The sequence below is a fragment of the Ralstonia sp. 22111 genome (genome assembly GCF_052045895.1).
Taxonomy (GTDB): domain Bacteria; phylum Pseudomonadota; class Gammaproteobacteria; order Burkholderiales; family Burkholderiaceae; genus Ralstonia; species Ralstonia wenshanensis.
On sequence record NZ_JBQEPR010000004.1, the window covers coordinates 1 to 23,198 of the forward strand.

A 23,198-nucleotide genomic window follows, 5' to 3' on the forward strand; every position below is an offset into this window, starting at 1 on the left:
TACAGGAACATCGGTTTGGGCGATATCGCCCGTTACCGCTTGCCCTGGGCCGGTAAGGTGTCCATCTTGCACCGTGCCAGCGGTGCGCTGATGTTCCTTCTTCTTCCGTTCGTGCTGTACTTGTTCGAGCAAAGTCTCACGTCGGAAATCAGTTTCGCCAAGTTTTCGGCGCTTCTGTCCAACGGTTTTGCCAAGGTTGTCGTCCTTGCCCTCATCTGGGCATACCTGCACCACTTCTGCGCCGGCATCCGTTACCTGATCCTCGATCTGCATATCGGCATCGACAAGGCCTCGGCCTCCAAATCGGCTGTGAGCGTGCTGATCGTCAGCCTGCTGCTGACCGTCGTGTTCGGCGCCAAGCTGTTCGGCCTGTTCTGAGGAATCCGCAATGGCACAAAACAATATTGGTCCCAAGCGCCTCGTTGTCGGCGCGCACTACGGCCTGAAGGACTTCCTCGCGCAGCGCGTCACCGCCGTGATCATGGCGGTGTACACCATCGTGCTGCTGGCTGCGTTCCTGCTCTCGAAAGACACGTCTTACCAAAGCTGGGCGGGGCTGTTCGCCAACCAGTGGATGAAGATGCTGACGTTCCTGGCATTCGTGTCGCTCACGTATCACGCCTGGATCGGTGTGCGTGACATCTGGATGGACTACGTGAAGCCCGTGGCAGTGCGTTTGACGCTGCAAGTGTTGACGATTCTGTGGCTCGTCGGTTGCGCGGGCTACGCAGCTCAGATTCTCTGGAGGGTTTAAGACATGGTCGCAGTCAAGACTGGGCTGCCGCGCCGCAAATTCGACGTGGTGATCGTCGGTGCGGGCGGTTCGGGCATGCGTGCATCGCTGCAGCTGGCAGAAGCCGGCCTCTCCGTGGCCGTGCTGTCCAAGGTTTTCCCCACCCGCTCGCACACCGTGGCGGCGCAGGGTGGTATCGGTGCTTCGCTGGGCAACATGAGCGAAGACAACTGGCACTATCACTTCTACGACACCGTCAAGGGCTCCGACTGGCTCGGCGACCAGGACGCGATCGAGTTCATGTGCCGCCAGGCACCAAACGTGGTGTATGAGCTGGAACACTTCGGCATGCCGTTCGACCGCAACGCCGACGGCACCATCTACCAGCGCCCGTTCGGCGGCCACACGTCGAACTACGGCGAGAAGCCCGTGCAGCGTGCCTGCGCCGCGGCTGACCGTACCGGCCACGCGCTGCTGCACACGCTGTATCAGCGTAACGTACGGGCCAAGACCCACTTCTTCGTCGAATGGATGGCGCTGGACCTGATCCGCGACCAGGACGGCGACGTGCTGGGTGTGACGGCGCTGGAAATGGAAACCGGCGAGGTCTACATCCTCGAAGCGAAGACGACGCTGTTCGCCACGGGCGGTGCAGGCCGGATCTACGCAGCGTCCACCAATGCCTTCATCAACACCGGTGACGGCCTGGGCATGGCAGCGCGCGCAGGCGTCCCGCTGGAAGACATGGAATTCTGGCAGTTCCACCCGACCGGCGTGGCCGGTGCGGGCGTGCTGATCACGGAAGGCGTGCGTGGCGAAGGCGGCATCCTGCGTAACAAGGATGGCGAGCGCTTCATGGAGCGCTATGCCCCGACGCTGAAGGATCTGGCGCCGCGTGACTTCGTGTCGCGCTCGATGGACCAGGAAATCAAGGAAGGCCGTGGCTGCGGCCCGAACGGCGACTACGTGCTGCTCGACCTGACCCACGTCGGTGCCGAGACCATCATGAAGCGCCTGCCGTCGATCCGCGAGATCGGCCTGAAGTTCGCCAACGTCGATGCCATCAAGGAACCGATTCCGGTGGTGCCGACCATCCACTACCAGATGGGTGGCATTCCGACGAACTATCACGGCCAGGTCGTGGTGCCGAAGAACGGCAACCCGAACGAGGTCATCAACGGCTTCTACGCGATCGGCGAATGCTCGTGCGTGTCGGTGCACGGCGCCAACCGCCTGGGCACGAACTCGCTGCTCGACCTGGTGGTGTTCGGCCGTTCGGCGGGCAACCACATCATTGCGCAGAACCTGAAGAACCGCGAGCACAAGCCGTTGCCGGCCGATGCAGCGGACCGCGCACTGTCGCGTCTGGCCAAGCTCGATGCGTCCAGCTCGGGCGAGTACGCGCAGGACGTTGCCAACGACATCCGCCGCAACATGCAGTCGCACGCCGGCGTGTTCCGTACGCAGAAGCTGATGGATGAAGGCGTCGAGCGCATCCTGGAAGTGGCCGAGCGTGCTGGCAGCATCCACCTGAAGGACAAGTCCAAGGTGTTCAACACCGCGCGCGTTGAAGCGCTGGAAGTGGCCAACCTGGTGGAAGTGGCCAAGGCGACGATGGTGTCGGCCGCCGCCCGCAAGGAATCGCGCGGCGCACACGCACACAGCGACTTCCCGAATCGCGACGACGAAAACTGGATGAAGCACTCGCTGTGGTACAGCGAAGGCAACCGCCTCGACTACAAGCCCGTGCAGTTGAAGCCGCTGTCGGTGGAATCGGTGCCGCCCAAGGCGCGTACGTTCTAACGGATAAGAAGGGCCCACAAAAATGAAGCGTATTTTTGAAGTCTATCGCTACGATCCGGACAAGGACGCAGCGCCCCGCATGCAGACCTACGAGGTTGAGCTCGACGGTCACGAGCGCATGCTGCTCGACGCGCTGGTCAAGCTCAAGAAGCTGGACGAGTCGATCGCGTTCCGTCGCTCGTGCCGTGAAGGCGTGTGCGGCTCCGACGCCATGAACATCAACGGCAAGAATGGTCTGGCATGCCTGACCAACATGCGTGAGCTGCCCGAGAAGATCGTGCTGCGCCCGCTGCCGGGGCTGCCCGTGGTGCGCGACCTGATCGTGGACATGACGCAGTTCTTCAACCAGTACCACTCGATCAAGCCGTACCTGATCAACGACGAGCCGCCGCCCGAGAAGGAGCGCCTGCAGTCGCCGGAGGAGCGTGAAGAGCTCGACGGCCTGTACGAGTGCATTCTGTGCGCGAGCTGCTCGACGTCGTGCCCGTCGTTCTGGTGGAACCCGGACAAGTTCGTTGGCCCCGCCGGTCTGCTGCAGGCGTATCGTTTCATCGCCGACAGCCGCGATCAGGCGACCAGCGAGCGTCTGGACAACCTGGAAGATCCGTATCGCCTCTTCCGCTGCCACACCATCATGAACTGCGTCGATGTGTGCCCGAAGGGTCTGAACCCGACCAAGGCCATCGGCAAGATCAAGGAATTGATGGTGCGCCGCGCGGTGTAAGGCGCGAGTCAGGGCACTTTGGCATTGTGTGTCGCCGGAGCGGTTTCTCCGGCGACGCATTTCTAGGAAGTATGGTTGCTGTGAACACTCCGACGTTCTCCCATCAGTCCGATCCGCACAAGCGTGCCCGTTTACGCTGGCGTGCCCGACGCGGCCTGCTTGAGAACGACATCATCGTCGAGCGCTTCTTCAACCGCTACGAGACGGAACTGTCGGATGACGACGTTGCCGCACTCTCGCAGTTGTTCGAGCTACCCGACAACGACCTGATGGATCTCCTGCTTGCACGCAAGGAACCGGAGGGCGACCTCGACGTGCCTCACATCCAGCACGTCCTGACCTTGCTGCGCTCGGTCTAAACCGGCGCGCGAGAGGTTGCCGCAAGACGAATCAGTCCAGCCGCCCCCGGCCGGCGCCCCTTGATCCGTCTGGCGGGAGTCTCCCGACTTTATTTTTATAAACAGCAGAGAAGGAAACCGACATGACGCCGTCCGAAGTGAAAGCCACCCTATCGTTTTCCGATGGCTCGCCCAGCGTCGAGCTGCCGATCTACAAGGGCACGGTTGGCCCGGACGTGATCGACATTCGCAAGCTGTACGGTCAGACGGGCAAGTTCACGTACGACCCCGGCTTCATGTCGACCGCGTCGTGCAATTCCAAGATCACCTACATTGATGGTGACAAAGGTGAGCTGCTGTACCGCGGCTACGCCATCGACGATCTGGCCAGCAAGTGCGATTTCATGGAAATCTGCTATCTCCTGCTGAAGGGTGAGCTGCCCAATGCCAAGCAGAAGGAAGAGTTCAACCATGTGGTGACGAATCACACCATGGTGCACGAGCAGATGCAGTTCTTCCTGCGCGGGTTCCGTCGTGACGCCCATCCGATGGCCGTGCTGACTGGCCTGGTTGGTGCCATGAGCGCGTTCTATCCGGACGCTGCCAACATCAACGACCCGCGCGAGCGCGAAATCTCGCAGATCCGCCTGATCGCCAAGCTGCCGACGCTGGTGGCCATGGCGTACAAGTACAACATCGGCCAGCCGAACATCTATCCGCAGAACAACCTGTCGTACACGGGTAACTTCATGCGCATGATGTTTGCCACGCCGTGCGAAGACTACAAGGTGAACCCGGTGCTGGAGAAGGCACTGGACCGCATCTTCATCCTGCACGCAGACCACGAGCAGAACGCCTCGACTTCGACGGTGCGTCTGGCCGGTTCATCGGGCACCAACCCGATCGCTGCCATTGCGGCCGGTATCGCTTGCCTGTGGGGCCCGGCGCACGGCGGCGCGAACGAAGCTGCGCTGAACATGCTGGAAGAAATCGGAACCGTCGACAAGGTGCCCGAGTTCATCAAGCAGGTGAAGGACAAGAACAGCGGCGTGCGCCTGATGGGCTTTGGCCACCGCGTGTACAAGAACTACGATCCGCGCGCCAAGCTGATGCGCGAAACCTGCCATGAAGTGCTGAACGAACTGGGCCTGCACAACGACCCGCTGTTCAAGCTGGCCATGGAGCTGGAAAAGATCGCGCTGGAAGACGAGTACTTCGTCAGCCGCAAGCTGTACCCGAACGTCGACTTCTATTCGGGCATCGTTCAGCGCGCGCTGGGCATCCCGACTTCGATGTTCACCTGCATCTTCGCGCTGGCCCGCTCGGTGGGCTGGATTGCACAGTGGGAAGAGATGATCACGGATCCGGAATACAAGATCGGCCGTCCGCGCCAGCTGTTCAACGGTGCTGCAACCCGCGAAGTGCCGTCGATCGACAAGCGCTAAGCCAGGCTGTTTGCTTTACAGAAGCCCCGCTCGGGAAACCAGCGGGGCTTTTTGTTGCCCGCAGCTGTCAGAAGGGCTTTCGCATAATGGCGAAACCCCCTTTCGTCAGTCACGTCCGGTGCCCAATGCACCGGGTGGCATAATCGATCACTCCCCACGAAACTGCTCGCGCGGCGGCCCTGAAATAAGAAAGGGCGCGTTGTGCACGGATCGCATCATGGCCAAGACGCTCTACGACAAACTCTGGGACGACCACGTCGTTCATACCGAAGAAGACGGCACGACCGTGCTCTACATCGACCGCCAACTGCTGCACGAAGTCACGAGCCCGCAGGCCTTCGAAGGCCTGAAGATGGCCGAGCGTCCGGTGTGGCGCATCAGTGCCAACCTGGCGGTGTCGGATCACAACGTACCCACCACCGATCGTTCGCACGGCATTGCCGATCCGGTTTCGAAGCTGCAAGTCGATACGCTCGATGCCAACTGCGACAGCTACGGCATCACGCAATTCAAGATGAATGACAAGCGTCAGGGCATCGTGCACGTGATCGGGCCGGAGCAGGGCGCGACGCTGCCTGGCATGACGGTCGTGTGCGGCGATTCGCATACCAGCACGCACGGTGCGTTTGGCGCGCTTGCGCATGGCATCGGCACGTCGGAAGTCGAGCACGTGTTGGCTACGCAAACATTGCTCGCCAAGAAGAGCAAGAACATGCTCGTGAAGGTGGAAGGCACGTTGCCGCGCGGCTGCACCGCCAAGGACATCGTGCTCGCCATCATTGGCAAGATCGGTACGGCCGGCGGCACGGGCTACGCCATGGAGTTTGGTGGCTCGGCCATCCGCGCGCTGTCGATGGAAGGCCGCATGACGGTGTGCAACATGGCCATCGAAGGCGGCGCACGCGCAGGCATGGTCGCCGTGGACGATGTCACGCTGGAGTACATCAAGGGTCGTCCGTTCGCGCCTCAGGGCGTGGAGTGGGAACAGGCCGTCGCCTATTGGCGCACGCTGCATTCCGACGAAGGTGCGCACTTCGATCAGGTGGTCGAGCTGCGTGCTGAAGAGATTCGCCCGCAGGTGAGCTGGGGCACGTCGCCGGAAATGGTGGTCAGCATTGAAGACCGCGTGCCAGATCCTGAAAAGGAAAAAGACCCGAACAAGCGCAACGCCATGGAGCGCGCGCTCGAATACATGGGCCTGCAGCCGAACGTCGCCATCAGCGACATCAACATCGACAAGGTGTTCATCGGCTCGTGCACCAACAGCCGCATCGAAGACATGCGCGCTGCCGCGTGGGTCGTGCAGAAGCTGGGCAAGCGCATTGCCTCGAACGTGAAGCTGGCGATGGTCGTGCCGGGCTCGGGTCTCGTGAAGGAGCAGGCCGAGCGCGAAGGGCTCGACAAGATCTTCAAGGCGGCGGGTTTTGAATGGCGCGAGCCGGGTTGCTCGATGTGTCTGGCAATGAATGCCGACCGCCTCGACCCGGGCGAGCGCTGCGCATCCACGTCCAACCGCAACTTCGAAGGCCGTCAGGGCGCGGGCGGCCGCACCCATCTGGTCAGCCCGGCGATGGCGGCTGCGGCTGCGCTGGAAGGCCACTTCGTTGACGTGCGCAAGCTCGCTTGAGCGGCAGGATAGAGAGAGCAATCATGGAACAATTCACCATCCACACCGGCCTCGTGGCGCCGCTCGACCGCGAAAACGTCGACACCGACGCCATCATCCCGAAGCAATTCCTCAAATCGATCAAGCGCACGGGCTTCGGCCCGAACCTGTTCGACGAGTGGCGCTACAAGGACGTCGGCGAGCCTGGGCAGGACAACAGCAAGCGTCCGCTGAACCCGGATTTCGTACTGAACCAGCCGCGTTACAAGGGCGCCTCGGTGTTGCTGGCGCGCAAGAATTTCGGCTGCGGCAGCTCGCGTGAGCACGCGCCGTGGGCGCTGCAGCAGTACGGCTTCCGCGCCATCATCGCGCCGAGCTTTGCCGACATCTTCTTCAACAATTGCTTCAAGAACGGCCTGCTGCCGATCGTGCTGACAGAGTCGCAAGTCGACCATCTGTTCAACGAGACGCAAGCCTTTACCGGCTACCAGCTGACTGTCGATCTGGACAAGCAGATCGTCGTCACGCCAGGCGGTACGGCGTATCCATTCGACATCACGGCGTTCCGCAAATACTGCCTGCTCAACGGCTTCGACGACATCGGTCTGACCCTGCGCTACGCCGACCAGATCAAGGCTTACGAAGCGCAGCGCTTGGCCAGGATGCCGTGGCTCGCGCACAAGCTCGTCGGCTGAGCGGATACCAGAACAACAAGGACAACTACATGACCAAGATTGCAGTGTTGCCGGGTGACGGCATTGGCAAGGAAATCGTCGCCGAGGCCGTAAAGGTGCTCAAGGTGTTGGGCGAGCCTTTCGAGATGGAATTCGCCCCGGTGGGCGGCGCCGGTTACGAGGTCAAGGGCCATCCGCTGCCGGAAGACACGCTCAAGCTCGCCAAGGAGGCTGACGCCATCCTGTTCGGCGCCGTGGGCGATTGGAAGTACGACACGCTGGCGCGCGAGCTGCGCCCGGAGCAGGCCATCCTCGGCTTGCGCAAGCAACTGCAACTGTTCGCCAATTTCCGTCCGGCGATCTGCTATCCGGAACTGGCCGGCGCGTCGAGCCTGAAGCCTGAGATCGTCTCCGGCCTCGACATCCTGATCGTGCGCGAACTGACTGGCGATATCTACTTCGGCCAGCCGCGCGGCGTGCGAGCAGCACCTGACGGTGTGTTCGCCGGCGCGCGCGAAGGCTTCGACACCATGCGCTACAGCGAGCCGGAAATCCGCCGTATCGCGCACGTCGCCTTCCAGGCTGCCGCCAAGCGCGGCAAGAAGCTGTGCAGCGTCGACAAGGCCAACGTGCTCGAGACGTTCCAGTTCTGGAAGGACATCGTCACCGACGTGCACAAGGAATATCCGGAAGTCGAGCTGTCGCACATGTACGTCGACAACGCGGCCATGCAACTCGTGAAGGCGCCGAAGAACTTCGACGTGATCGTTACCGGCAACATGTTCGGCGACATCCTTTCGGACGAGGCTGCCATGCTGACGGGCTCGATCGGCATGCTGCCGTCGGCGTCGCTCGATGCGAACAACAAAGGCCTGTATGAGCCGTCGCACGGTTCCGCGCCGGACATCGCTGGCAAGGGTGTTGCCAACCCGCTGGCGACGATCCTGTCGGCGGCGATGATGCTGCGCTATTCGCTGAACAAGGCCGAGCAGGCTGATCGCATCGAAACTGCCGTCAAGAAGGTGCTGGCGCAGGGCTACCGGACCGGCGACATCCTGACGCCCGGTTGCAAGCAGGTCGGCACTGTCGAGATGGGCGACGCCGTGGTCGCTGCCTTGTAAATCAAAACATGCGTTGCGGTGCCGTCACATGCGGTGCCGCAATCGTCGTTTTTTCGGTGGACACATGTTGCAGTGCATTGTGTGGCCGCCAAATCGTGTATATTTTTGCAGATGATCTCGATCGCGCTCCCCGTCCTCGTACTGGGCATTCTGGGCACCCTGGCTATCGCCGCCAAGGGCACCGCCGCGCGCACTCGCATGACGCCTGTCGAGATTCGCACGACCACGGAAATCATTACCAAAAAAACGATCTCGTAGATCGTCCGTCGTGCCCGTTCGCCTTCCCCGCGCGGTCACGCCGGGCGACCGAGGCGGGGAAAATCACTAGAGGTTCACAATCATGAAGGTAGGTCTCGTCGGTTGGCGCGGCATGGTCGGTAGCGTGCTGATGCAGCGCATGCAGGAAGAAAAGGATTTCGACCTGATCGACACCGTGTTTTTCAGCACCAGCAACGCTGGCGGCAAGGCACCCGCATTCGCCAAGACGGATGCGCCCCTGGCTGACGCCAACGACATCGAAGCGCTGAAGGCATGCGACACGATCATCACGTGCCAGGGCGGCGACTACACGACCGAAGTCTTCCCGAAGCTGCGCGCTGCCGGCTGGAATGGCTACTGGATCGACGCCGCCTCGACGCTGCGCATGGAAGACGATGCCGTGATCGTGCTGGACCCGGTCAACCTGTCGCTCATCAAGAATGCGGTGGCGGCCGGCACCAAGAATTTCATCGGTGGCAATTGCACCAACTCCATCCTGCTGATGGGCGTGGGCGGTCTGTTCCGCGAAGGCTTGGTCGAATGGGTCAGCTCGATGACCTACCAGGCAGCCTCGGGCGGTGGTGCAAACCACATGCGCGAACTGCTCAAGGGCATGGGCGTGATCCACGGTGCTGTGGCCGATGAGCTGGCCAACCCGGCGTCTGCCATCCTGGACATCGACCGCAAGGTTGCCAAGACCATCCGCGAAGACGTGCCGACCGAATTCTTCCCGGCGCCGCTGGCTGGTGGGTTGATCCCGTGGATCGACAAGCAGCTCGACAACGGTCAGTCCAAGGAAGAGTGGAAGGGTCAGGCCGAGGTCAACAAGATCCTGGGCACGGCGCAGACGATTCCGGTTGATGGCCTGTGCGTGCGGATCGGCGCGATGCGCTGCCACAGCCTGGGCCTGACGCTCAAGCTCAAGCGCGACCTGCCGCTCGACGAAATCGAGCAGATCATCCGCTCGGGCAACCCCTGGGTGAAGTGGGTGCCGAACGACCGCAGCATCACCGAGAAGGAACTGACGCCGGCTTCCATCACGGGTGGCCTGGAAATCGGCGTGGGCCGTGTGCGCAAGCTGAACATGGGGCCCGAGTATGTGAGCGCCTTCGTGATCGGCGATCAGCTTCTGTGGGGCGCCGCCGAGCCGCTGCGCCGTACGTTGCGTATCCTGCTGGGCAAGTGATTCGGCCTTTGCTTTCCTTGTCAGGCCGGGCATCGACGGCTGTCGTTGCGGCCTGACAACAGAAAGTGCGCTTTTTCTACCAACGCCGCGCGGCCTGCGCGGCGTTGTGCCATCTGGACGCCCACGGTCTGTAACGTTGGTACACAATAGCGGCCGGAACGCTGTCCGCCCATTCGTGGGGTGGACGGGGCACGGGGAAGGGTTAGCGCCACATGAAGCACACGCATTCCGGGGGGTACGTCGGGTGCTTCAGAATCTCGCCAATTGTGTCGTTTTCATAAAGATTGACGGCGGTTCTTATCCAGCATTTCACTTTTTGGGTGAACTTGCTGCGCTAACTCGTTGATGTTAAGTTCGTTTGCACATTAAAAGATAACGGAGTCGAAGGTGAGGGTGAGCCAATACCGCCGGAGAGAATCGTCCCATCGCAGTCCTCGCTGGTCGGCCGTCGCGTTTGCTGCGGCGAGCCTGCTGCTGATTCAGCCCGCTGCGCAAGCGGCCGGTTTCGGCGCGCTGCACGTGCGTTCCAGCCTCGGCCAGCCGCTGCAGGCCGAAATCGATCTGACCGGCGTGACGCCCGAAGAGGCGCAAAACCTGGTCGCCAAACTGGCCGCGCCGGATGCCTATTCGCGTGCCGGCCTGACCTACAACCCGATCGTCTCCTCGCTGCGTGCCTCGCTGGAGCGCCAGTCGAATGGTAACTACGTGGTGCGTCTTCGCTCGACGCAGCCCGTCGCCGAGCCGTTCGTTGATGTTCTGGTCGACTTGAACTGGGCGAGCGGCCACGTTTCGCGCGCCTATACGTTCTTGCTGGACCCGGTGGGCTCCAGCAATACCGCACAGAATTTCGCGCCGACGCCGGTGGTGCAGGCCACCACGCCGGGCGCCGCTGAATCGACGTCGGCTGCCTCGGCAGCTCAACCGCAAGCTGCAGCCCCGACTGCGGCCGCACCGGCACCGGCACGCCAGCCCCGTGCTGCTCGCCAAGCCGCGCGTGCCCAGCAAGCTGCTCCTGCTGCTGCCGCGCCGGACGCTACGCCTGGTGGCTCGTACACCGTGCAGCGCGGCGATAGCCTGTATGACGTGGCGTCGACGGCCGCTCAAGGCCAAGAGGCCGTGTCGCTCGACCAGATGCTGCTTGCCCTGTATCGGAACAACCCCAACGCTTTCATTGGCGGCAACATCAACCGGCTGCGCACCGGCTCTGTGCTGAAAGTGCCGTCGCAGGCCGAAGCGCAGAAAACGCCTGCGCGTGAAGCACGCCGCGAGGTCATTGCGCAAACGTCCGGCTTCGCCGGCTACCGCAATCGCCTCGCAACGGCAGCGGAAGCCAATGCGGCCACGGATACCGATTCCGCCCGCCAGCAAAGCGGCAGCGTGTCGGCCCGTGTGCAGGATCAAGCTACGCCCGCTGCCAGCAGCCGTGACGAATTGCGTCTGTCCAAGGCTGACCGTGCCGGCAAGGCTGGCGGGGCAGCCGCCCGCGACGAGGAACTCGTCGCCAAGGAGCGCGCGCTCAAGGAGATGGAGTCACGCGTTGCACAGTTGGAGAAGAATCTCTCTGACATGCAACGCCTGGTTGAATTGAAGAACGCTGAACTGGCCAAGGCCGCCAGCGCTGCCAAGCCGGCCGCTGGCGCTGCACCGTCGACGGCGGCTCCGGCAGTGGCGGCGGCCAATGCGCCCGCTCCCGCACCGGCAGCAGCGTCCACGTCTGCCCCGGCCCCTGTTGCCGCTGCGACGGCGGAAACGGCCGCCGCCCCGGCTTCGTCGGCGACGGCTGCTGCGTCGGCTTCCGCACCGGTGGCCGCATCGGCGCCGTTGGCGGCAGCCTCTGCACCGCAAGCAACTGCCAGCGCACCGGTTGCTGCTGCGTCGGCTCCCGCTGCCGCGCCGAAGAAGGCGCCCGTGGTTGTGGCCCCGCCGCCGCCGATCCAGGAAGAATCGTTCCTCTCGTCGCTGCTGGGCAACCCGATGGCTCTGGGCCTGGGTGGCTTGGTGGTCGCCCTGCTGGGTGGTCTGGTGGTGTATCGCCGTCGCCAGCAGAAGCCTGAGCAGGCGCATGGCTTCCAGGACAGCCTGCTGTCGCAGGAAAGCACTGTGATGGCGGGTGCCAACTCGCTGTTTGGCGCGGCCGGTGGTCAAAGCGTCGACACTTCGCAGCACAGCGTGTTCGGTGCGGATTTCCGCATTGGTGGCGGCAACGAGAGCAATGAAGTCGACCCGATTGCCGAGGCCGATGTCTACATCGCCTACGGCCGCGACGTACAAGCCGAAGAAATCCTGCGCGAGGCTCTGGAGCAGCATCCGGAGCGCCAAGCCATTCGTCTGAAGTTGATGGAAATTTACGCGAATCGTCAGGACGCCCATGGCTTCCAGACCATTGCTGAAGAGATGCTGGCGCAAGTCGGCGCGGCCTCGTCGGAATGGGCAGAGGCGGCTGCGATGGGCCGCAAGTTTGATCCCGCCAACCCGCTGTACCTGACGGTGCAGGGTGATGGGAGCCATGTTGGTGCCGAAGCCCATGCGGAACCGAGCCACGCTGGCGCCGCAGTGGCAGGTGCCGCTGCCCTGGCCGGTGTGGGCGCCGCAGTGGCTGCCGAGGCCTTCAGCCCGACGGTGACCGGTCAAACCACCCGTCGCGGGGACGACTGGACCACGCTGTCTCCGGATCTGGACCCGTCCGCACCGTCGACCAAAGCGCCGCAACTGGCCGATTTCGATCTGCCGCTGGAGTCGTTCCCGGCGCCGGCAGCAGGCGAGCCGATCACCGCGCCGGAAGAAGCATCGGACATCTTCAAGGTGCATGCAGAACCTGAAGCGGATCTCCCCCAGTTCAACGCGCACGCTGGCGAGGCTTATCAGCCCGTCGCCGCGCCCCCGCTGCACATGGACTTGTCGGACTTGTCGCTGGATCTGAACCCGACGCCGCCTGCCGCAGAAACGGCTGCTCCGGCAGCCTCGGTTGCTGCGGAGGAAAGCCTGCCGAGCTGGGCTCAGCCGACCGACCTGTCGCAGGCTCCGATGCATTTCGAATCCGAGCCGCACCACGCAGAGCACGCGGAAGTCGCGAACGACGAACCGCAATCGGCTATCCGCCTGGACACCAACCTGCCGCACACGCTGTCCGGTGAGCACGGTGCCGACGGTGTGCGCGATCTGCAGATCAAGTTCGATCTGGCCAAGGCCTACATCGAGATTGGCGACAAGGAAGGCGCACGCGAACTGCTGCAGGAAGTGCTGGATTTGGGCGATCCGTCGTTCCACGCCGAGGCGCAAGCCTTGATGCGCCAGATCGGCTGACGCAACGCGTTTTACGCCATCGACAGCGCCGGCAGGGTGGTATCCTGCCGGCGTTTTTCTTTCCGCATGGGGATTCACACGGCATGACGCGCATCGCGCTTGGCATTCAGTACGACGGTGCCGCGTTTTCGGGATGGCAATCGCAGCCGCACGGCAACACCGTGCAGGACGCACTGGAGGCGGCCCTGCGACAGTTTGCCGGCGTGGCGCTCCCGACCACGGTGGCCGGCCGCACCGATGCGGGTGTGCATGCGCTGGGCCAGGTCGTCCACCTGGATACCGACCTCGTGCGCGAGCCGTTTTCGTGGGTGCGCGGCACCAACGCGTTTCTGCCCCCCACGGTGGCCGTGCGATGGGCGCAGGAAATGCCGGAGGACTTCCACGCGCGCTTCTCCGCGCATCGCCGCACGTATTACTACGCGCTGACCTTCGGCCCGACGCGCGCACCGTTGCTCGAAGACAAGGCGGGCTACGTGATGCTGCCGCCTGGCCAAGCGCTTGACGTGGCAGCCATGAACGAGGCTGCGCAGGTCTTGGTCGGTGAGCACGATTTCTCGTCGTTCCGCGCGGCCGAATGCCAAGCCAAGTCGCCCGTCAAAACGATGTACTCGATCGAGGTGCGAGGCGAGGGCGAGTGGGTATTCGTCCGTATTCGTGGCAGTGCATTCCTGCACCACATGGTGCGCAACATCATGGGCTGCCTGGTGGCGATCGGGCGGGGCCGGCAGCCATCTTCCTGGATGCGCGATGTGCTGGCAGCACGCAGCCGCGTCGCCGCCGCCCCGACCTTCATGCCCGACGGGTTGTATCTGGCCGAGGTCGGCTATCCTGATGTCTTCTCGTTGCCGGCATCTCCGGCATCGTCCAGCCTGTTTCGTGGCGTGTTCGACGAACACGTCGGCCCGTGAACTCCGCTTCCACCATGCCGTTGCACCGTACCCGTATCAAGCTGTGTGGCCTGACCCAGCCGGCCGACGTCGACCACGCCGTCGAGCTCGGCGCCGATGCGATCGGGCTCGTCTTCTATCCGCCCAGCCCGCGTTACGTCGCCACCGAACGCGCTGCCGAGCTGGCTCGCCGCGCCGGTCCGTTCGTCACCGTGACGGGCCTGTTCGTCAACGCCAGCGCGGACGACGTGGCGCGCGTGCTGGACAAAGTGCCGCTTACGCTGCTTCAGTTCCACGGTGACGAGCCGGCAGAGCTGTGTGCCGAGATTGCAGCGAAGGTGCGGCTGCCGTGGCTGCGTGCCCTGCGTGTTCAGCCCGGGGCCGATTTGGTAGAATTCGGCAATCGGTTTGCCGCTGCTCAAGGCCTGCTGCTCGACGCATTTGTTGAGGGGTATGGCGGCGGCGGCCACGTCTTCGACTGGACTCTCATTCCTCCGCAATGGCTCCCGCAATCGCCATCCTTGCCAACCACAAGCGCCGCTCCTCGGCTCGTTTTGAGTGGTGGGTTGAGCGCGCAAAACGTCGCTGGCGCGATTGAACGCGTGCGGCCTTACGCTGTTGACGTCAGCAGCGGGATCGAGGCCGCACGGGGCGTGAAAGACCACGCCCGGATGACCGCATTTGTGCGTGCGGTCCGCGAGGCCGATGCAGCCCTGGGCGCATCGGTTCAGGCCTGAGCCGATCCGGCAGGTCTTTCGCGACGCACGCCTTCCTGAATATTTCCGCCGACGGGGCTTCACCCTGACCTCGGCGGACGCCTCGAGAGATTGCCATGTACAACCTGCCCGACGCCCACGGCCATTTCGGCCCCTACGGCGGCACCTTCGTTGCCGAAACGCTGTCCCACGCGCTGGATGAGCTGCGCGACGCCTATGCGCGCTATCAGCACGATCCCGAGTTCATCAAGGAATACGAATACGAGCTGAAGCATTTTGTCGGTCGGCCGTCGCCCATCTATCACGCACGCCGCCTGACCGAACACTGCGGCGGCGCGCAGATCTACCTCAAGCGCGAGGACCTGAACCACACCGGCGCGCACAAGGTGAACAACGTGATCGGCCAGGCGCTGCTCGCGCGCCGCATGGGCAAGCCACGCGTGATTGCCGAAACGGGCGCCGGCCAGCACGGTGTTGCCACCGCCACGATTGCCGCGCGCTACGGCATGGAGTGCGTCGTCTACATGGGCAGCGAAGACGTGCGCCGCCAGGCCGCCAACGTCTACCGGATGAAGCTGCTGGGCGCGACCGTGGTGCCGGTGGAGTCGGGCTCGCGCACGCTCAAGGACGCGCTGAACGAAGCGATGCGCGACTGGGTGACCAACGTGGCCGACACCTTCTACATCATCGGCACGGTGGCAGGCCCGCACCCGTATCCGATGATGGTGCGCGACTTCCAGGCCGTGATCGGCGAGGAATGCAAAGTGCAGATGCCGGAGATGACCGGCCGCCAGCCGGACGCGGTGATCGCCTGTGTGGGCGGCGGCTCCAACGCCATGGGCATCTTCTATCCGTACATTGACCACACCGACGTGAAGCTGATCGGCGTGGAAGCAGCGGGCGAGGGCATCGAGACCGGTCGCCACGCCGCGTCGCTTACGGGCGGCTCACCGGGCGTACTGCACGGTAACCGCACCTATCTGCTGCAAGATGAAGACGGCCAGATCATCGAGACGCATTCGATCTCGGCCGGGCTCGATTATCCGGGTGTCGGTCCGGAGCACGCCTGGTTGAAGGATGTGCGGCGCGCGGAATACGTCGGCATTACCGACAAGGAAGCGCTGCAGTCCTTCCACGACCTGTGCCGCATGGAGGGCATCATCCCGGCGCTGGAATCGAGCCATGCGCTGGCGTATGCGTGCAAGCTGGCGCCGACCCTGCCCAAGGACAAGATCCTGCTGGTGAACCTGTCCGGCCGTGGCGACAAGGATATGCATACCGTCGCCGAATTCTCCGGCATCAAACTCTAACGGCACTGGCACACGCATGACCGAGCGCGCCATCGACGGCATCTTCAACGAGGACTGCATTACCGGGGTCGAGCATCTGGCCGACGGCAGTGTGGACCTCGTGATCGCCGATCCGCCGTACGGGCTGGGCAAGGATTACGGCAACGACTCCGACAAGCTGTCGGGCGATGCATACCTCGCCTGGTCCGAACGCTGGATCGATGCGGTGCGGCCGAAGCTGGCGCGCAACGGATCGTTCTACCTGTTCTGCACGTGGCAATACGCGCCGGAACTGTTCGTGATGCTCAAGCGGCGCCTCACGATGGTCAACGAGATCATCTGGGACCGCCGAGTGCCGAGTATGGGCGGCAGCACGCGCAAGTTCTCGTCGGTGCACGACAACATCGGTTTTTTTGCCGCTTCACGCGATTACTACTTCGATGTCGACGCCGTGCGCATTCCGTACGATGCCGAGACGAAAAAAGCGCGCAGCCGCAAGCGTTTCGAGGGCAAGAAGTGGCTGGAAGTTGGCTACAACCCGAAGGACGTGTGGAGCGTGTCGCGCCTGCACCGGCAAGACCCGGAGCGCGCCGAGCATCCAACCCAAAAGCCGCTGGAACTGGTGGAACGCATGATTCTGGCAAGCTGCCCGCCGGGCGGTCTGGTGCTGGACCCGTTCCTGGGCAGCGGCACCACGGCGGCCGCGTGTGCAAGGCTTGACCGCCGCTTCGCCGGCTTCGAGATCAATGCCGACTATTGCCGCGTAGCGCGCGAGCGGGTGGCTGCTGTGCATGCCGCCGCTGCCGCCAACGTCCAACCGACTGAATCGCAGGCGCCTGAGACTATCAAGGTCGCCTGAAACCTGATCCCCCTATGTCCCGCATCGCTCAAACTTTTTCGCAGTTGTCCGCACAGGGCCGCAAGGGCCTGATTCCGTTCATCACGGCGGGTGATCCGTACCCCGAGATGACCGTCGACCTGATGCACGCGCTGGTCAAGGGCGGTTCCAACGTCATCGAACTGGGCGTACCGTTCTCCGACCCGATGGCGGACGGCCCAGTTATTCAGCGTGCTTCGGAGCGCGCATTGGCCAAGAAGGTCGGTCTGCGCACGGTGCTGGAGTATGTGCGGGCATTCCGCACCACCGATTCAACGACGCCCGTGGTGCTCATGGGCTACGCCAACCCGATCGAGCGCATGGGCGTGGAGGCTTTTGCCAAAGCTGCATCCGAAGCCGGCGTGGACGGCGTCCTCGTGGTCGACTATCCGCCCGAAGAGTGCGAGGCTTTTGCCAACACCATGCGCGCCGCCGGCATTGATCCGATCTTCCTGCTGGCGCCCACGTCCACCGAAGCGCGTATCGCGCAGATCGCGCGCGTGGCGAGTGGCTACATCTACTACGTGTCGCTCAAAGGCGTGACTGGCGCGGCCACCATCGACCTCGACGCTGTGGCGGCACGCATCCCGCAAATCCGCCAGCACGCGCGGCTGCCGGTGGGCGTCGGGTTCGGCATTCGTGATGCTGCAACGGCACGTGCGATCAGCGGTGTGGCGGATGCGGTGGTCATCGGATCCCGCATTGTGCAATTGCTTGAAGAAGCACCTCGCGAACAAGCGGTACAATACTTGACTGATTTCATCGCGGAGATTCGCCAGGCGCTCGACGCCTGATCTCAGCGACATTGCATTCAAGGAGCACGCATGAGCTGGCTGGACAAACTGCTTCCGCCCAAGATCCAACAGACCGACCCGTCGCAACGCAAGGGCATTCCGGAGGGCCTCTGGGTCAAATGCCCGGCCTGCGAGTCGGTGCTGTATCGGACCGACGTCGAGGCCAACCTGCACGTCTGCCCGAAGTGCGACCACCACATGCGCATCGGAGCCCGTGCTCGCCTGGACGCGCTGCTGGACGCCGAAGGGCGCTATGAGCTGGGTCAGGAGATCCTCCCGGTCGACGCGCTCAAGTTCAAGGACAGCAAAAAGTACCCCGACCGCATCAAGGCCGCCATGGACAACACCGGCGAGACCGATGCCATGGTCGTGATGGGCGGCGCCATCCATGCGTTGCCGGTGGTGGTGGCCTGCTTCGAGTTCGAATTCATGACGGGCTCGATGGGCTCGGTGGTAGGCGAGCGTTTCGCGCGTGGTGCGCAGATGGCGCTGGAACAGAAGGTGCCGTTCATCTGTGTGACGGCCTCGGGCGGTGCGCGCATGCAGGAAAGCCTGCTGTCGCTCATGCAAATGGCCAAGACCACTGCGATGGTCCAGAAGCTGGCGCTAGCCAAGCTGCCGTTCATCAGCGTGCTGACCGATCCGACCACGGGCGGTGTGTCCGCCAGCTTCGCCTTCATGGGCGACGTGGTGATCGCCGAGCCCAAGGCAATGATCGGCTTTGCCGGTCCGCGTGTGATCGAGCAGACCGTTCGCGAGAAACTGCCGGAAGGCTTCCAGCGCGCTGAGTTCCTGCTGCAGAAGGGCGCCATCGACATGATTGTCGACCGCCGCAACATGCGCCGCGAGATCGCGGAGCTTCTTGCGCTCCTGCAGAAGCAACCGGCCGACGCGCTGGCCTGATGCAGCACATCTGTTGAACCGAAGCGCGGGCGTGAGTCCGCGCTTCTTGTTTTTGCGCGGCCCGTTTCCCTGACGTCGCGCCACCTATTTCGCATGCCTACATTCGACACGCTGCCCGACTGGCTGGCCCACCTGGAAACCGCACACCCGGTCGGCATCGACATGGGCTTGGCCCGCATCAGTCGCGTGCGCGATGCGCTCGGGCTGGAATTCAAGTCAGTCGTCTTTACGGTGGGCGGCACCAATGGCAAGGGCTCGACCTGCGCGATGCTCGAGGCGATCTTGCTGGCCGCCGGCTACAAGGTCGGTTGCCATACCTCGCCACACCTGATCGATTTTAACGAGCGCGCTCGCGTGAATGGAGAGATCGCCACCGACGCGATGCTGCTGCCGCACTTCGCGGCCGTAGAGCGCGCGCGCTGCAGCTTCCCCGAGCCCGTCAGCCTGACCTATTTCGAATTCACCACGCTGGCGATCATGCATCTGTTCGCCAACGCGGGTCTTGATGCGGTGATCCTCGAAGTCGGCCTGGGTGGCCGGTTGGACGCGGTCAACATTGTCGACACGGATTGCGCCATCATCACCAGCGTCGATCTCGATCACATGGCCTACCTGGGCGATACCCGCGAGGCGATCGGCTTTGAGAAAGCCGGCATCTTCCGAGCAGGCAAGCCGGCGATCTGCTCTGACCCGGTGCCGCCGATCTCCCTAGTGAAACACGCCGAGGCCATTGGCGCAGATCTCTGGCTGATCGGTCGCGATTTCAACTTCCAGGGCGACAAGCAGCAGTGGGGCTTTAGCGGCCGCGGGCGCCGTTGGCCGAGCCTGGGCTATCCCGCATTGCGCGGGGCGAACCAACTGCTGAATGCGTCGGCGGCGCTGGCTGCTTTGGAATCAGTGCGCGATCGGTTGCCGATCTCGGCGCAGGACGTGCGTCTGGGGCTGTCGCAGGTGGTGCTGCCGGGGCGCTTCCAGGTTCTTCCCGGGCGTCCGTCCGTGATCCTGGATGTCGCACACAACCCGCACGCGTCGGCCGCGCTGGGCCAGAACCTCGAGAACATGGGCTTCTACCGCTACACCTACGCGGTGTTCGGTGCGATGCAGGACAAGGACATCGAAGGTGTGCTCCGGCACATGCTCGACAAGGTCGATCACTGGTGCCTGACCGACTTGCCGACGCCGCGCGCGGCGACTGCCGCAAGCCTGGCGCAGGTGCTGGCCGACGCCGGTTTCCGCGCAGGCAAGGAATCAAGCGTGAGCACATTCAGCGATCCCGCCACAGCCTATCGCAACGCCATGGAGCGGGCCACCGAGGATGATAGAATCGTGGTCTTCGGATCGTTCTACACCGTTGCCGGCGTGCTGGCGGAGCGCAAGAGTCGCGCGCACTAAAACCGGGGCCCTCATGGGACTGTTTTCCATCTTTTCCTCCCGCAAGAACGCTGAAGGCCAACGCACACGCGGCGCAGCCGCCGGTAGTGCTGCCGATGTGGCTCGCGATGCGGTGCGGGGTTCGCGCGCATCGTCGAATGCTCGCAGCCGCGCTTCCCGTCGCTCCGACGATGACGACGACGGTCTTGACCCTGAACTCCCGCAAAAACAACGCGCTCGCCGCAGGCTGATCGGTGCGGTGGTGCTGGTTGGCGCCGCGGTGATCGTGCTGCCCCTCGTGTTTGATTCCAAGCCGCGCCCCGTGACCGATGCCGTGGCCGTGCAGATCCAGGATCAGCCGGTCGATCGTGGCGCCAAGGCCTCGACCGACGAGCCGAAGGTCGCCAGCCGGCGTTCCGCGTCGCGTCCCGCAGTTTCGTCGACGGATCAGGCGCAGGCGCTTGACCAGGGCGAAGAGGTTGTCGCAAGCAATGACGCACCGCCCGCAGCCCAGAACCCGTCGGCTGCAGCCAAGCCCGCGACACCGCCCAAGCCCGTCGCCAGTCCGACGCCACCTGCTGAGTCCAAGCCCGCAGCGAAACCTGCCCAACCGGCCGCCCAGCCCCCACAGCAAGCGGTTGCACCGAGCACCGATGCCAACGGCGGCAAGTTCATTCTCCTGATCGGCGCATTCGCTTCAGAGGACCGCGCCCGCAATTGGCTGGGCAAGCTCAAGGGCGAGAAGATTCCGGGTTACATCGAACACAAGAAGGTGCCTGAGAAGGGCGATCTGGCCTTGCTGCGAGCGGGGCCGTTCAACGATCGTGCGTCTGCGGAAGCGGCGCAGAAGCGTGCAGAGCAGATTGGCCTGACGCCCAAACTCGTGCAGCAATGATGATGCGGCCGAACGTGGACTCAGCGCGCTCGTCAGATTTGCTGATTCATCACCCCGCACTCCGCCACAGTCAATCCAAGCCGCTGCCCGATGCAACCGACTTTCTTTGACTACGGTGTGCTGTTCATCATCGTCACATCGGCGCTGATTGGGTTGTTTCGGGGGCTGATTCGCGAAGTGCTGGCGCTGCTGGGGTGGCTGTTTGCCGCGTGGGTGGCGTACACGTTTTCTGGTGTGGCGGCGGGCTGGATGCCGGAATCGCTGCCCGGTGGGCCGGTGGCACGCACCATTCTCGGTTTCGTCCTACTGTTTATCGTGACGGTGATTGCAACTTCGCTGGTGGGCGCACTGCTTTCGGCGGCCCTGGCGAGCGCGGGGCTCAAGCCGGCAGATCGCGGTTTGGGTATGGTGTTCGGGTTGGCACGCGGTGGCGTGATCATCCTCGTGTTGATGACGGTGGCCGGCTTTACCAGTCTGCCTGAGCAACCGTTCTGGCGCGATGCGATTACGCGACCCTATGCGGAGCAGGCAGCACAAGTGGCCAAGCCGTTGTTGCCCCCGGATGTCGCGAAGTATGTTCACTATTGATCTGGAGCGCTTGGCCGCGAGCTAGGCGATCCGGAAAGCTTTTTCGGCGCCCGCAACGGGTGTGGGCGCCACCAAATACGTTCTCGCTGGAGTTCGACATGTGCGGTATCGTTGGGGTGGTTTCAGCCACGCCCGTCAATCAGCTGATCTACGACAGTCTGTTGCTCCTGCAACACCGGGGGCAAGACGCGGCCGGCATTGCCACCGCATCAGGCAGCACTTTCCACATGCACAAGGCCAACGGCATGGTTCGGGACGTGTTCCGCACCCGTAACATGCGCGGCCTGCCGGGTACGAGTGGCATCGGCCAAGTGCGCTATCCGACCGCGGGCTCCTCCAGCGAAGAAGAAGCCCAACCATTCTATGTCAACGCGCCGTTCGGCATCGTGCTGGCGCACAACGGCAACCTGACGAACTCCGATCAGCTGCGCGACGAGATGTTCCGGCGCGACCGCCGCCACATCAACACGCAGTCCGACTCGGAAGTGCTGCTCAATGTGCTGGCCGACGAGCTGCAACGCGCCAGTAACGATATCCCGCTGAATCGCGATTCCATCTTCACGGCCGTGGAAGGCCTGCACCGCCGCGTGCGCGGTTCGTATGCCATCGCTGCCGAGATTTCCGGCTACGGCGTGCTGGCTGTGCGCGACCCGTTTGGCATCCGCCCGCTCGCACTGGGTAGCCAGGAAACGCCGGAGGGCCACATCGAATACATGGTCGCTTCGGAGTCCGTGGCGCTGGAAGGCATCGGCTTCAAGTTCGAGCGCGATGTGGCCCCGGGCGAAGCCATCTTCATCGACCTCGAGGGCAAGCTGCACACCAAGCAGTGCGCCGCCAACCCTGTGCTTTCGCCGTGCATTTTTGAATACGTGTACCTCGCCCGCCCGGACTCCCGCATGGATGGCGTGTCGGTGTACGACGCGCGCCTGCGCATGGGCGATTACCTGGCCGAAAAGATCAAGCGCGAGGTCACCGACAAGATCGACGTGGTGATGCCGATCCCGGATTCATCGCGTCCGGCCGCAATGCAAGTGGCCAACCACCTGGGCGTGCCGTATCGCGAAGGTTTCTTCAAGAACCGCTACGTTGGCCGTACCTTCATCATGCCGGGCCAGGCGGTGCGCAAGAAGTCCGTGCGTCAGAAGCTCAACGCCATGGCGATCGAGTTCAAGGACAAGAACGTGCTGATCGTCGACGACTCCATCGTGCGCGGCACGACCTCGTCGGAGATCGTGCAGATGGCGCGCGATGCCGGTGCGAAGAAGGTGATCTTCGCTTCGGCCGCGCCGCCGGTGAAGTTCCCGAACGTGTACGGTATCGACATGCCGACGCGCGGCGAACTGGTGGCTTATGGCCGCACGCACGAAGAGATTGCCAAGATCATCGGCGCCGACCAGCTTGTGTACCAAGACGTGGAAGACATGAAGCGCGCCGTGCGCGACGTCAATCCGGCGCTCAAGGATTTCGATGCGTCATGCTTTGACGGCAAATACGTAACGGGCGACATCGACGAGGCTTACCTCGATCGCCTGGAGGCTGCGCGCAACAACTCGGCCAAGGCCGATCGTGAGAATGCGCAGAACGATGATCCGCGTACGCAATTGCATCTGCAGCGCTCTGCCGTGAACGAGTAAATCTCGAGCGCAGCAAAAGAAAAGCCCGTCATCGCGACGGGCTTTTTTGTTGG

22 protein-coding genes are annotated in these 23,198 nt (G+C 63.3%); all 22 read left to right on the forward strand.

Features of this window, described 5'->3' with window-relative positions; genetic code table 11:
* Positions 1-378, forward strand: a 378-nt coding sequence (gene sdhC / locus ACTJK4_RS11640; protein ID WP_316871993.1) for a succinate dehydrogenase, cytochrome b556 subunit, incomplete at its 5' end; no start/stop codon positions are given.
* A gap of 10 nt (positions 379-388) precedes the next feature.
* Positions 389-754 carry a succinate dehydrogenase, hydrophobic membrane anchor protein gene (sdhD, locus tag ACTJK4_RS11645; protein ID WP_316882015.1) on the forward strand — a complete coding sequence of 122 codons (366 nt, stop codon included), beginning with the start codon at positions 389-391 and terminating at the stop codon, positions 752-754.
* 3 nt (positions 755-757) lie between these two features.
* On the forward strand, positions 758-2,536 hold the full coding sequence (gene sdhA / locus ACTJK4_RS11650) for a succinate dehydrogenase flavoprotein subunit (RefSeq protein ID WP_316882014.1): 1,779 nt from the start codon (positions 758-760) through the stop codon (positions 2,534-2,536).
* Between the two features lie 22 nt (positions 2,537-2,558).
* Positions 2,559-3,260, forward strand: coding sequence for a succinate dehydrogenase iron-sulfur subunit (locus ACTJK4_RS11655; protein WP_009241007.1), 702 nt, complete (start codon positions 2,559-2,561; stop codon positions 3,258-3,260).
* 71 nt (positions 3,261-3,331) lie between these two features.
* A complete protein-coding gene (locus tag ACTJK4_RS11660; protein WP_232040410.1) occupies positions 3,332-3,619 on the forward strand; it encodes an FAD assembly factor SdhE in 288 nt (95 codons plus the stop codon).
* Positions 3,620-3,741: 122 nt separating this feature from the next.
* On the forward strand, positions 3,742-5,043 hold the full coding sequence (gene gltA / locus ACTJK4_RS11665) for a citrate synthase (RefSeq protein WP_232040409.1): 1,302 nt from the start codon (positions 3,742-3,744) through the stop codon (positions 5,041-5,043).
* 217 nt (positions 5,044-5,260) lie between these two features.
* Complete coding sequence (gene leuC / locus ACTJK4_RS11670) at positions 5,261-6,670, forward strand: 3-isopropylmalate dehydratase large subunit (protein WP_260802258.1); 1,410 nt, start codon at positions 5,261-5,263, stop codon at positions 6,668-6,670.
* Positions 6,671-6,693: 23 nt separating this feature from the next.
* Entirely contained in the window at positions 6,694-7,344 is a 651-nt protein-coding gene (gene leuD / locus ACTJK4_RS11675; protein WP_260802259.1) for a 3-isopropylmalate dehydratase small subunit, read from the forward strand.
* Between the two features lie 29 nt (positions 7,345-7,373).
* The gene (gene leuB, locus ACTJK4_RS11680; protein WP_440817975.1) at positions 7,374-8,444 is read left to right on the forward strand and encodes a 3-isopropylmalate dehydrogenase; all 1,071 of its coding nucleotides are present in this window, start codon (positions 7,374-7,376) and stop codon (positions 8,442-8,444) included.
* A gap of 81 nt (positions 8,445-8,525) precedes the next feature.
* A complete protein-coding gene (locus ACTJK4_RS11685) occupies positions 8,526-8,702 on the forward strand; it encodes a hypothetical protein (RefSeq protein WP_414560779.1) in 177 nt (58 codons plus the stop codon).
* A gap of 82 nt (positions 8,703-8,784) precedes the next feature.
* Positions 8,785-9,888, forward strand: coding sequence for an aspartate-semialdehyde dehydrogenase (gene asd / locus ACTJK4_RS11690; protein ID WP_004634424.1), 1,104 nt, complete (start codon positions 8,785-8,787; stop codon positions 9,886-9,888).
* 387 nt (positions 9,889-10,275) lie between these two features.
* Positions 10,276-13,191, forward strand: a complete 2,916-nt coding sequence (tapV, locus tag ACTJK4_RS11695; RefSeq protein ID WP_440817976.1) for a FimV/HubP family polar landmark-like protein TapV — start codon at positions 10,276-10,278, stop codon at positions 13,189-13,191.
* Between the two features lie 83 nt (positions 13,192-13,274).
* Complete coding sequence (gene truA, locus ACTJK4_RS11700; RefSeq protein ID WP_232040403.1) at positions 13,275-14,099, forward strand: tRNA pseudouridine(38-40) synthase TruA; 825 nt, start codon at positions 13,275-13,277, stop codon at positions 14,097-14,099.
* The gene (locus tag ACTJK4_RS11705) at positions 14,096-14,815 is read left to right on the forward strand and encodes a phosphoribosylanthranilate isomerase (protein WP_322016882.1); all 720 of its coding nucleotides are present in this window, start codon (positions 14,096-14,098) and stop codon (positions 14,813-14,815) included. The genes truA and ACTJK4_RS11705 overlap by 4 nt, the downstream gene beginning before the upstream one ends.
* A gap of 95 nt (positions 14,816-14,910) precedes the next feature.
* Positions 14,911-16,104 carry a tryptophan synthase subunit beta gene (trpB, locus tag ACTJK4_RS11710; RefSeq protein ID WP_232040402.1) on the forward strand — a complete coding sequence of 398 codons (1,194 nt, stop codon included), beginning with the start codon at positions 14,911-14,913 and terminating at the stop codon, positions 16,102-16,104.
* Positions 16,105-16,120: 16 nt separating this feature from the next.
* Positions 16,121-16,942: a DNA-methyltransferase gene (locus ACTJK4_RS11715; RefSeq protein WP_232040401.1), complete on the forward strand. Its 822-nt coding sequence runs from the start codon at positions 16,121-16,123 to the stop codon at positions 16,940-16,942.
* A 14-nt stretch (positions 16,943-16,956) separates the two neighbouring features.
* Entirely contained in the window at positions 16,957-17,754 is a 798-nt protein-coding gene (gene trpA, locus ACTJK4_RS11720; RefSeq protein WP_232040400.1) for a tryptophan synthase subunit alpha, read from the forward strand.
* A gap of 30 nt (positions 17,755-17,784) precedes the next feature.
* On the forward strand, positions 17,785-18,657 hold the full coding sequence (accD, locus tag ACTJK4_RS11725) for an acetyl-CoA carboxylase, carboxyltransferase subunit beta (RefSeq protein ID WP_232040399.1): 873 nt from the start codon (positions 17,785-17,787) through the stop codon (positions 18,655-18,657).
* A gap of 93 nt (positions 18,658-18,750) precedes the next feature.
* Positions 18,751-20,049: a bifunctional tetrahydrofolate synthase/dihydrofolate synthase gene (folC, locus tag ACTJK4_RS11730; RefSeq protein ID WP_316871358.1), complete on the forward strand. Its 1,299-nt coding sequence runs from the start codon at positions 18,751-18,753 to the stop codon at positions 20,047-20,049.
* A 13-nt stretch (positions 20,050-20,062) separates the two neighbouring features.
* Positions 20,063-20,923: an SPOR domain-containing protein gene (locus tag ACTJK4_RS11735; protein WP_440817977.1), complete on the forward strand. Its 861-nt coding sequence runs from the start codon at positions 20,063-20,065 to the stop codon at positions 20,921-20,923.
* 90 nt (positions 20,924-21,013) lie between these two features.
* Positions 21,014-21,511: a CvpA family protein gene (locus ACTJK4_RS11740; protein WP_440817978.1), complete on the forward strand. Its 498-nt coding sequence runs from the start codon at positions 21,014-21,016 to the stop codon at positions 21,509-21,511.
* 98 nt (positions 21,512-21,609) lie between these two features.
* A complete protein-coding gene (gene purF, locus ACTJK4_RS11745; RefSeq protein ID WP_232040395.1) occupies positions 21,610-23,145 on the forward strand; it encodes an amidophosphoribosyltransferase in 1,536 nt (511 codons plus the stop codon).
* Positions 23,146-23,198: the final 53 nt, after the last annotated feature.

Coding starts and splice junctions, on each gene's coding strand:
- sdhD (WP_316882015.1), top strand. CDS start 389: ATGGCACAAAACAATATTGGTCCCAAGCGCCTCGTTGTCGGCGCGCAC.
- sdhA (WP_316882014.1), top strand. CDS start 758: ATGGTCGCAGTCAAGACTGGGCTGCCGCGCCGCAAATTCGACGTGGTG.
- ACTJK4_RS11655 (WP_009241007.1), top strand. CDS start 2,559: ATGAAGCGTATTTTTGAAGTCTATCGCTACGATCCGGACAAGGACGCA.
- ACTJK4_RS11660 (WP_232040410.1), top strand. CDS start 3,332: ATGGTTGCTGTGAACACTCCGACGTTCTCCCATCAGTCCGATCCGCAC.
- gltA (WP_232040409.1), top strand. CDS start 3,742: ATGACGCCGTCCGAAGTGAAAGCCACCCTATCGTTTTCCGATGGCTCG.
- leuC (WP_260802258.1), top strand. CDS start 5,261: ATGGCCAAGACGCTCTACGACAAACTCTGGGACGACCACGTCGTTCAT.
- leuD (WP_260802259.1), top strand. CDS start 6,694: ATGGAACAATTCACCATCCACACCGGCCTCGTGGCGCCGCTCGACCGC.
- leuB (WP_440817975.1), top strand. CDS start 7,374: ATGACCAAGATTGCAGTGTTGCCGGGTGACGGCATTGGCAAGGAAATC.
- asd (WP_004634424.1), top strand. CDS start 8,785: ATGAAGGTAGGTCTCGTCGGTTGGCGCGGCATGGTCGGTAGCGTGCTG.
- truA (WP_232040403.1), top strand. CDS start 13,275: ATGACGCGCATCGCGCTTGGCATTCAGTACGACGGTGCCGCGTTTTCG.
- trpB (WP_232040402.1), top strand. CDS start 14,911: ATGTACAACCTGCCCGACGCCCACGGCCATTTCGGCCCCTACGGCGGC.
- ACTJK4_RS11715 (WP_232040401.1), top strand. CDS start 16,121: ATGACCGAGCGCGCCATCGACGGCATCTTCAACGAGGACTGCATTACC.
- trpA (WP_232040400.1), top strand. CDS start 16,957: ATGTCCCGCATCGCTCAAACTTTTTCGCAGTTGTCCGCACAGGGCCGC.
- accD (WP_232040399.1), top strand. CDS start 17,785: ATGAGCTGGCTGGACAAACTGCTTCCGCCCAAGATCCAACAGACCGAC.
- folC (WP_316871358.1), top strand. CDS start 18,751: ATGCCTACATTCGACACGCTGCCCGACTGGCTGGCCCACCTGGAAACC.
- ACTJK4_RS11735 (WP_440817977.1), top strand. CDS start 20,063: ATGGGACTGTTTTCCATCTTTTCCTCCCGCAAGAACGCTGAAGGCCAA.
- ACTJK4_RS11740 (WP_440817978.1), top strand. CDS start 21,014: ATGCAACCGACTTTCTTTGACTACGGTGTGCTGTTCATCATCGTCACA.
- purF (WP_232040395.1), top strand. CDS start 21,610: ATGTGCGGTATCGTTGGGGTGGTTTCAGCCACGCCCGTCAATCAGCTG.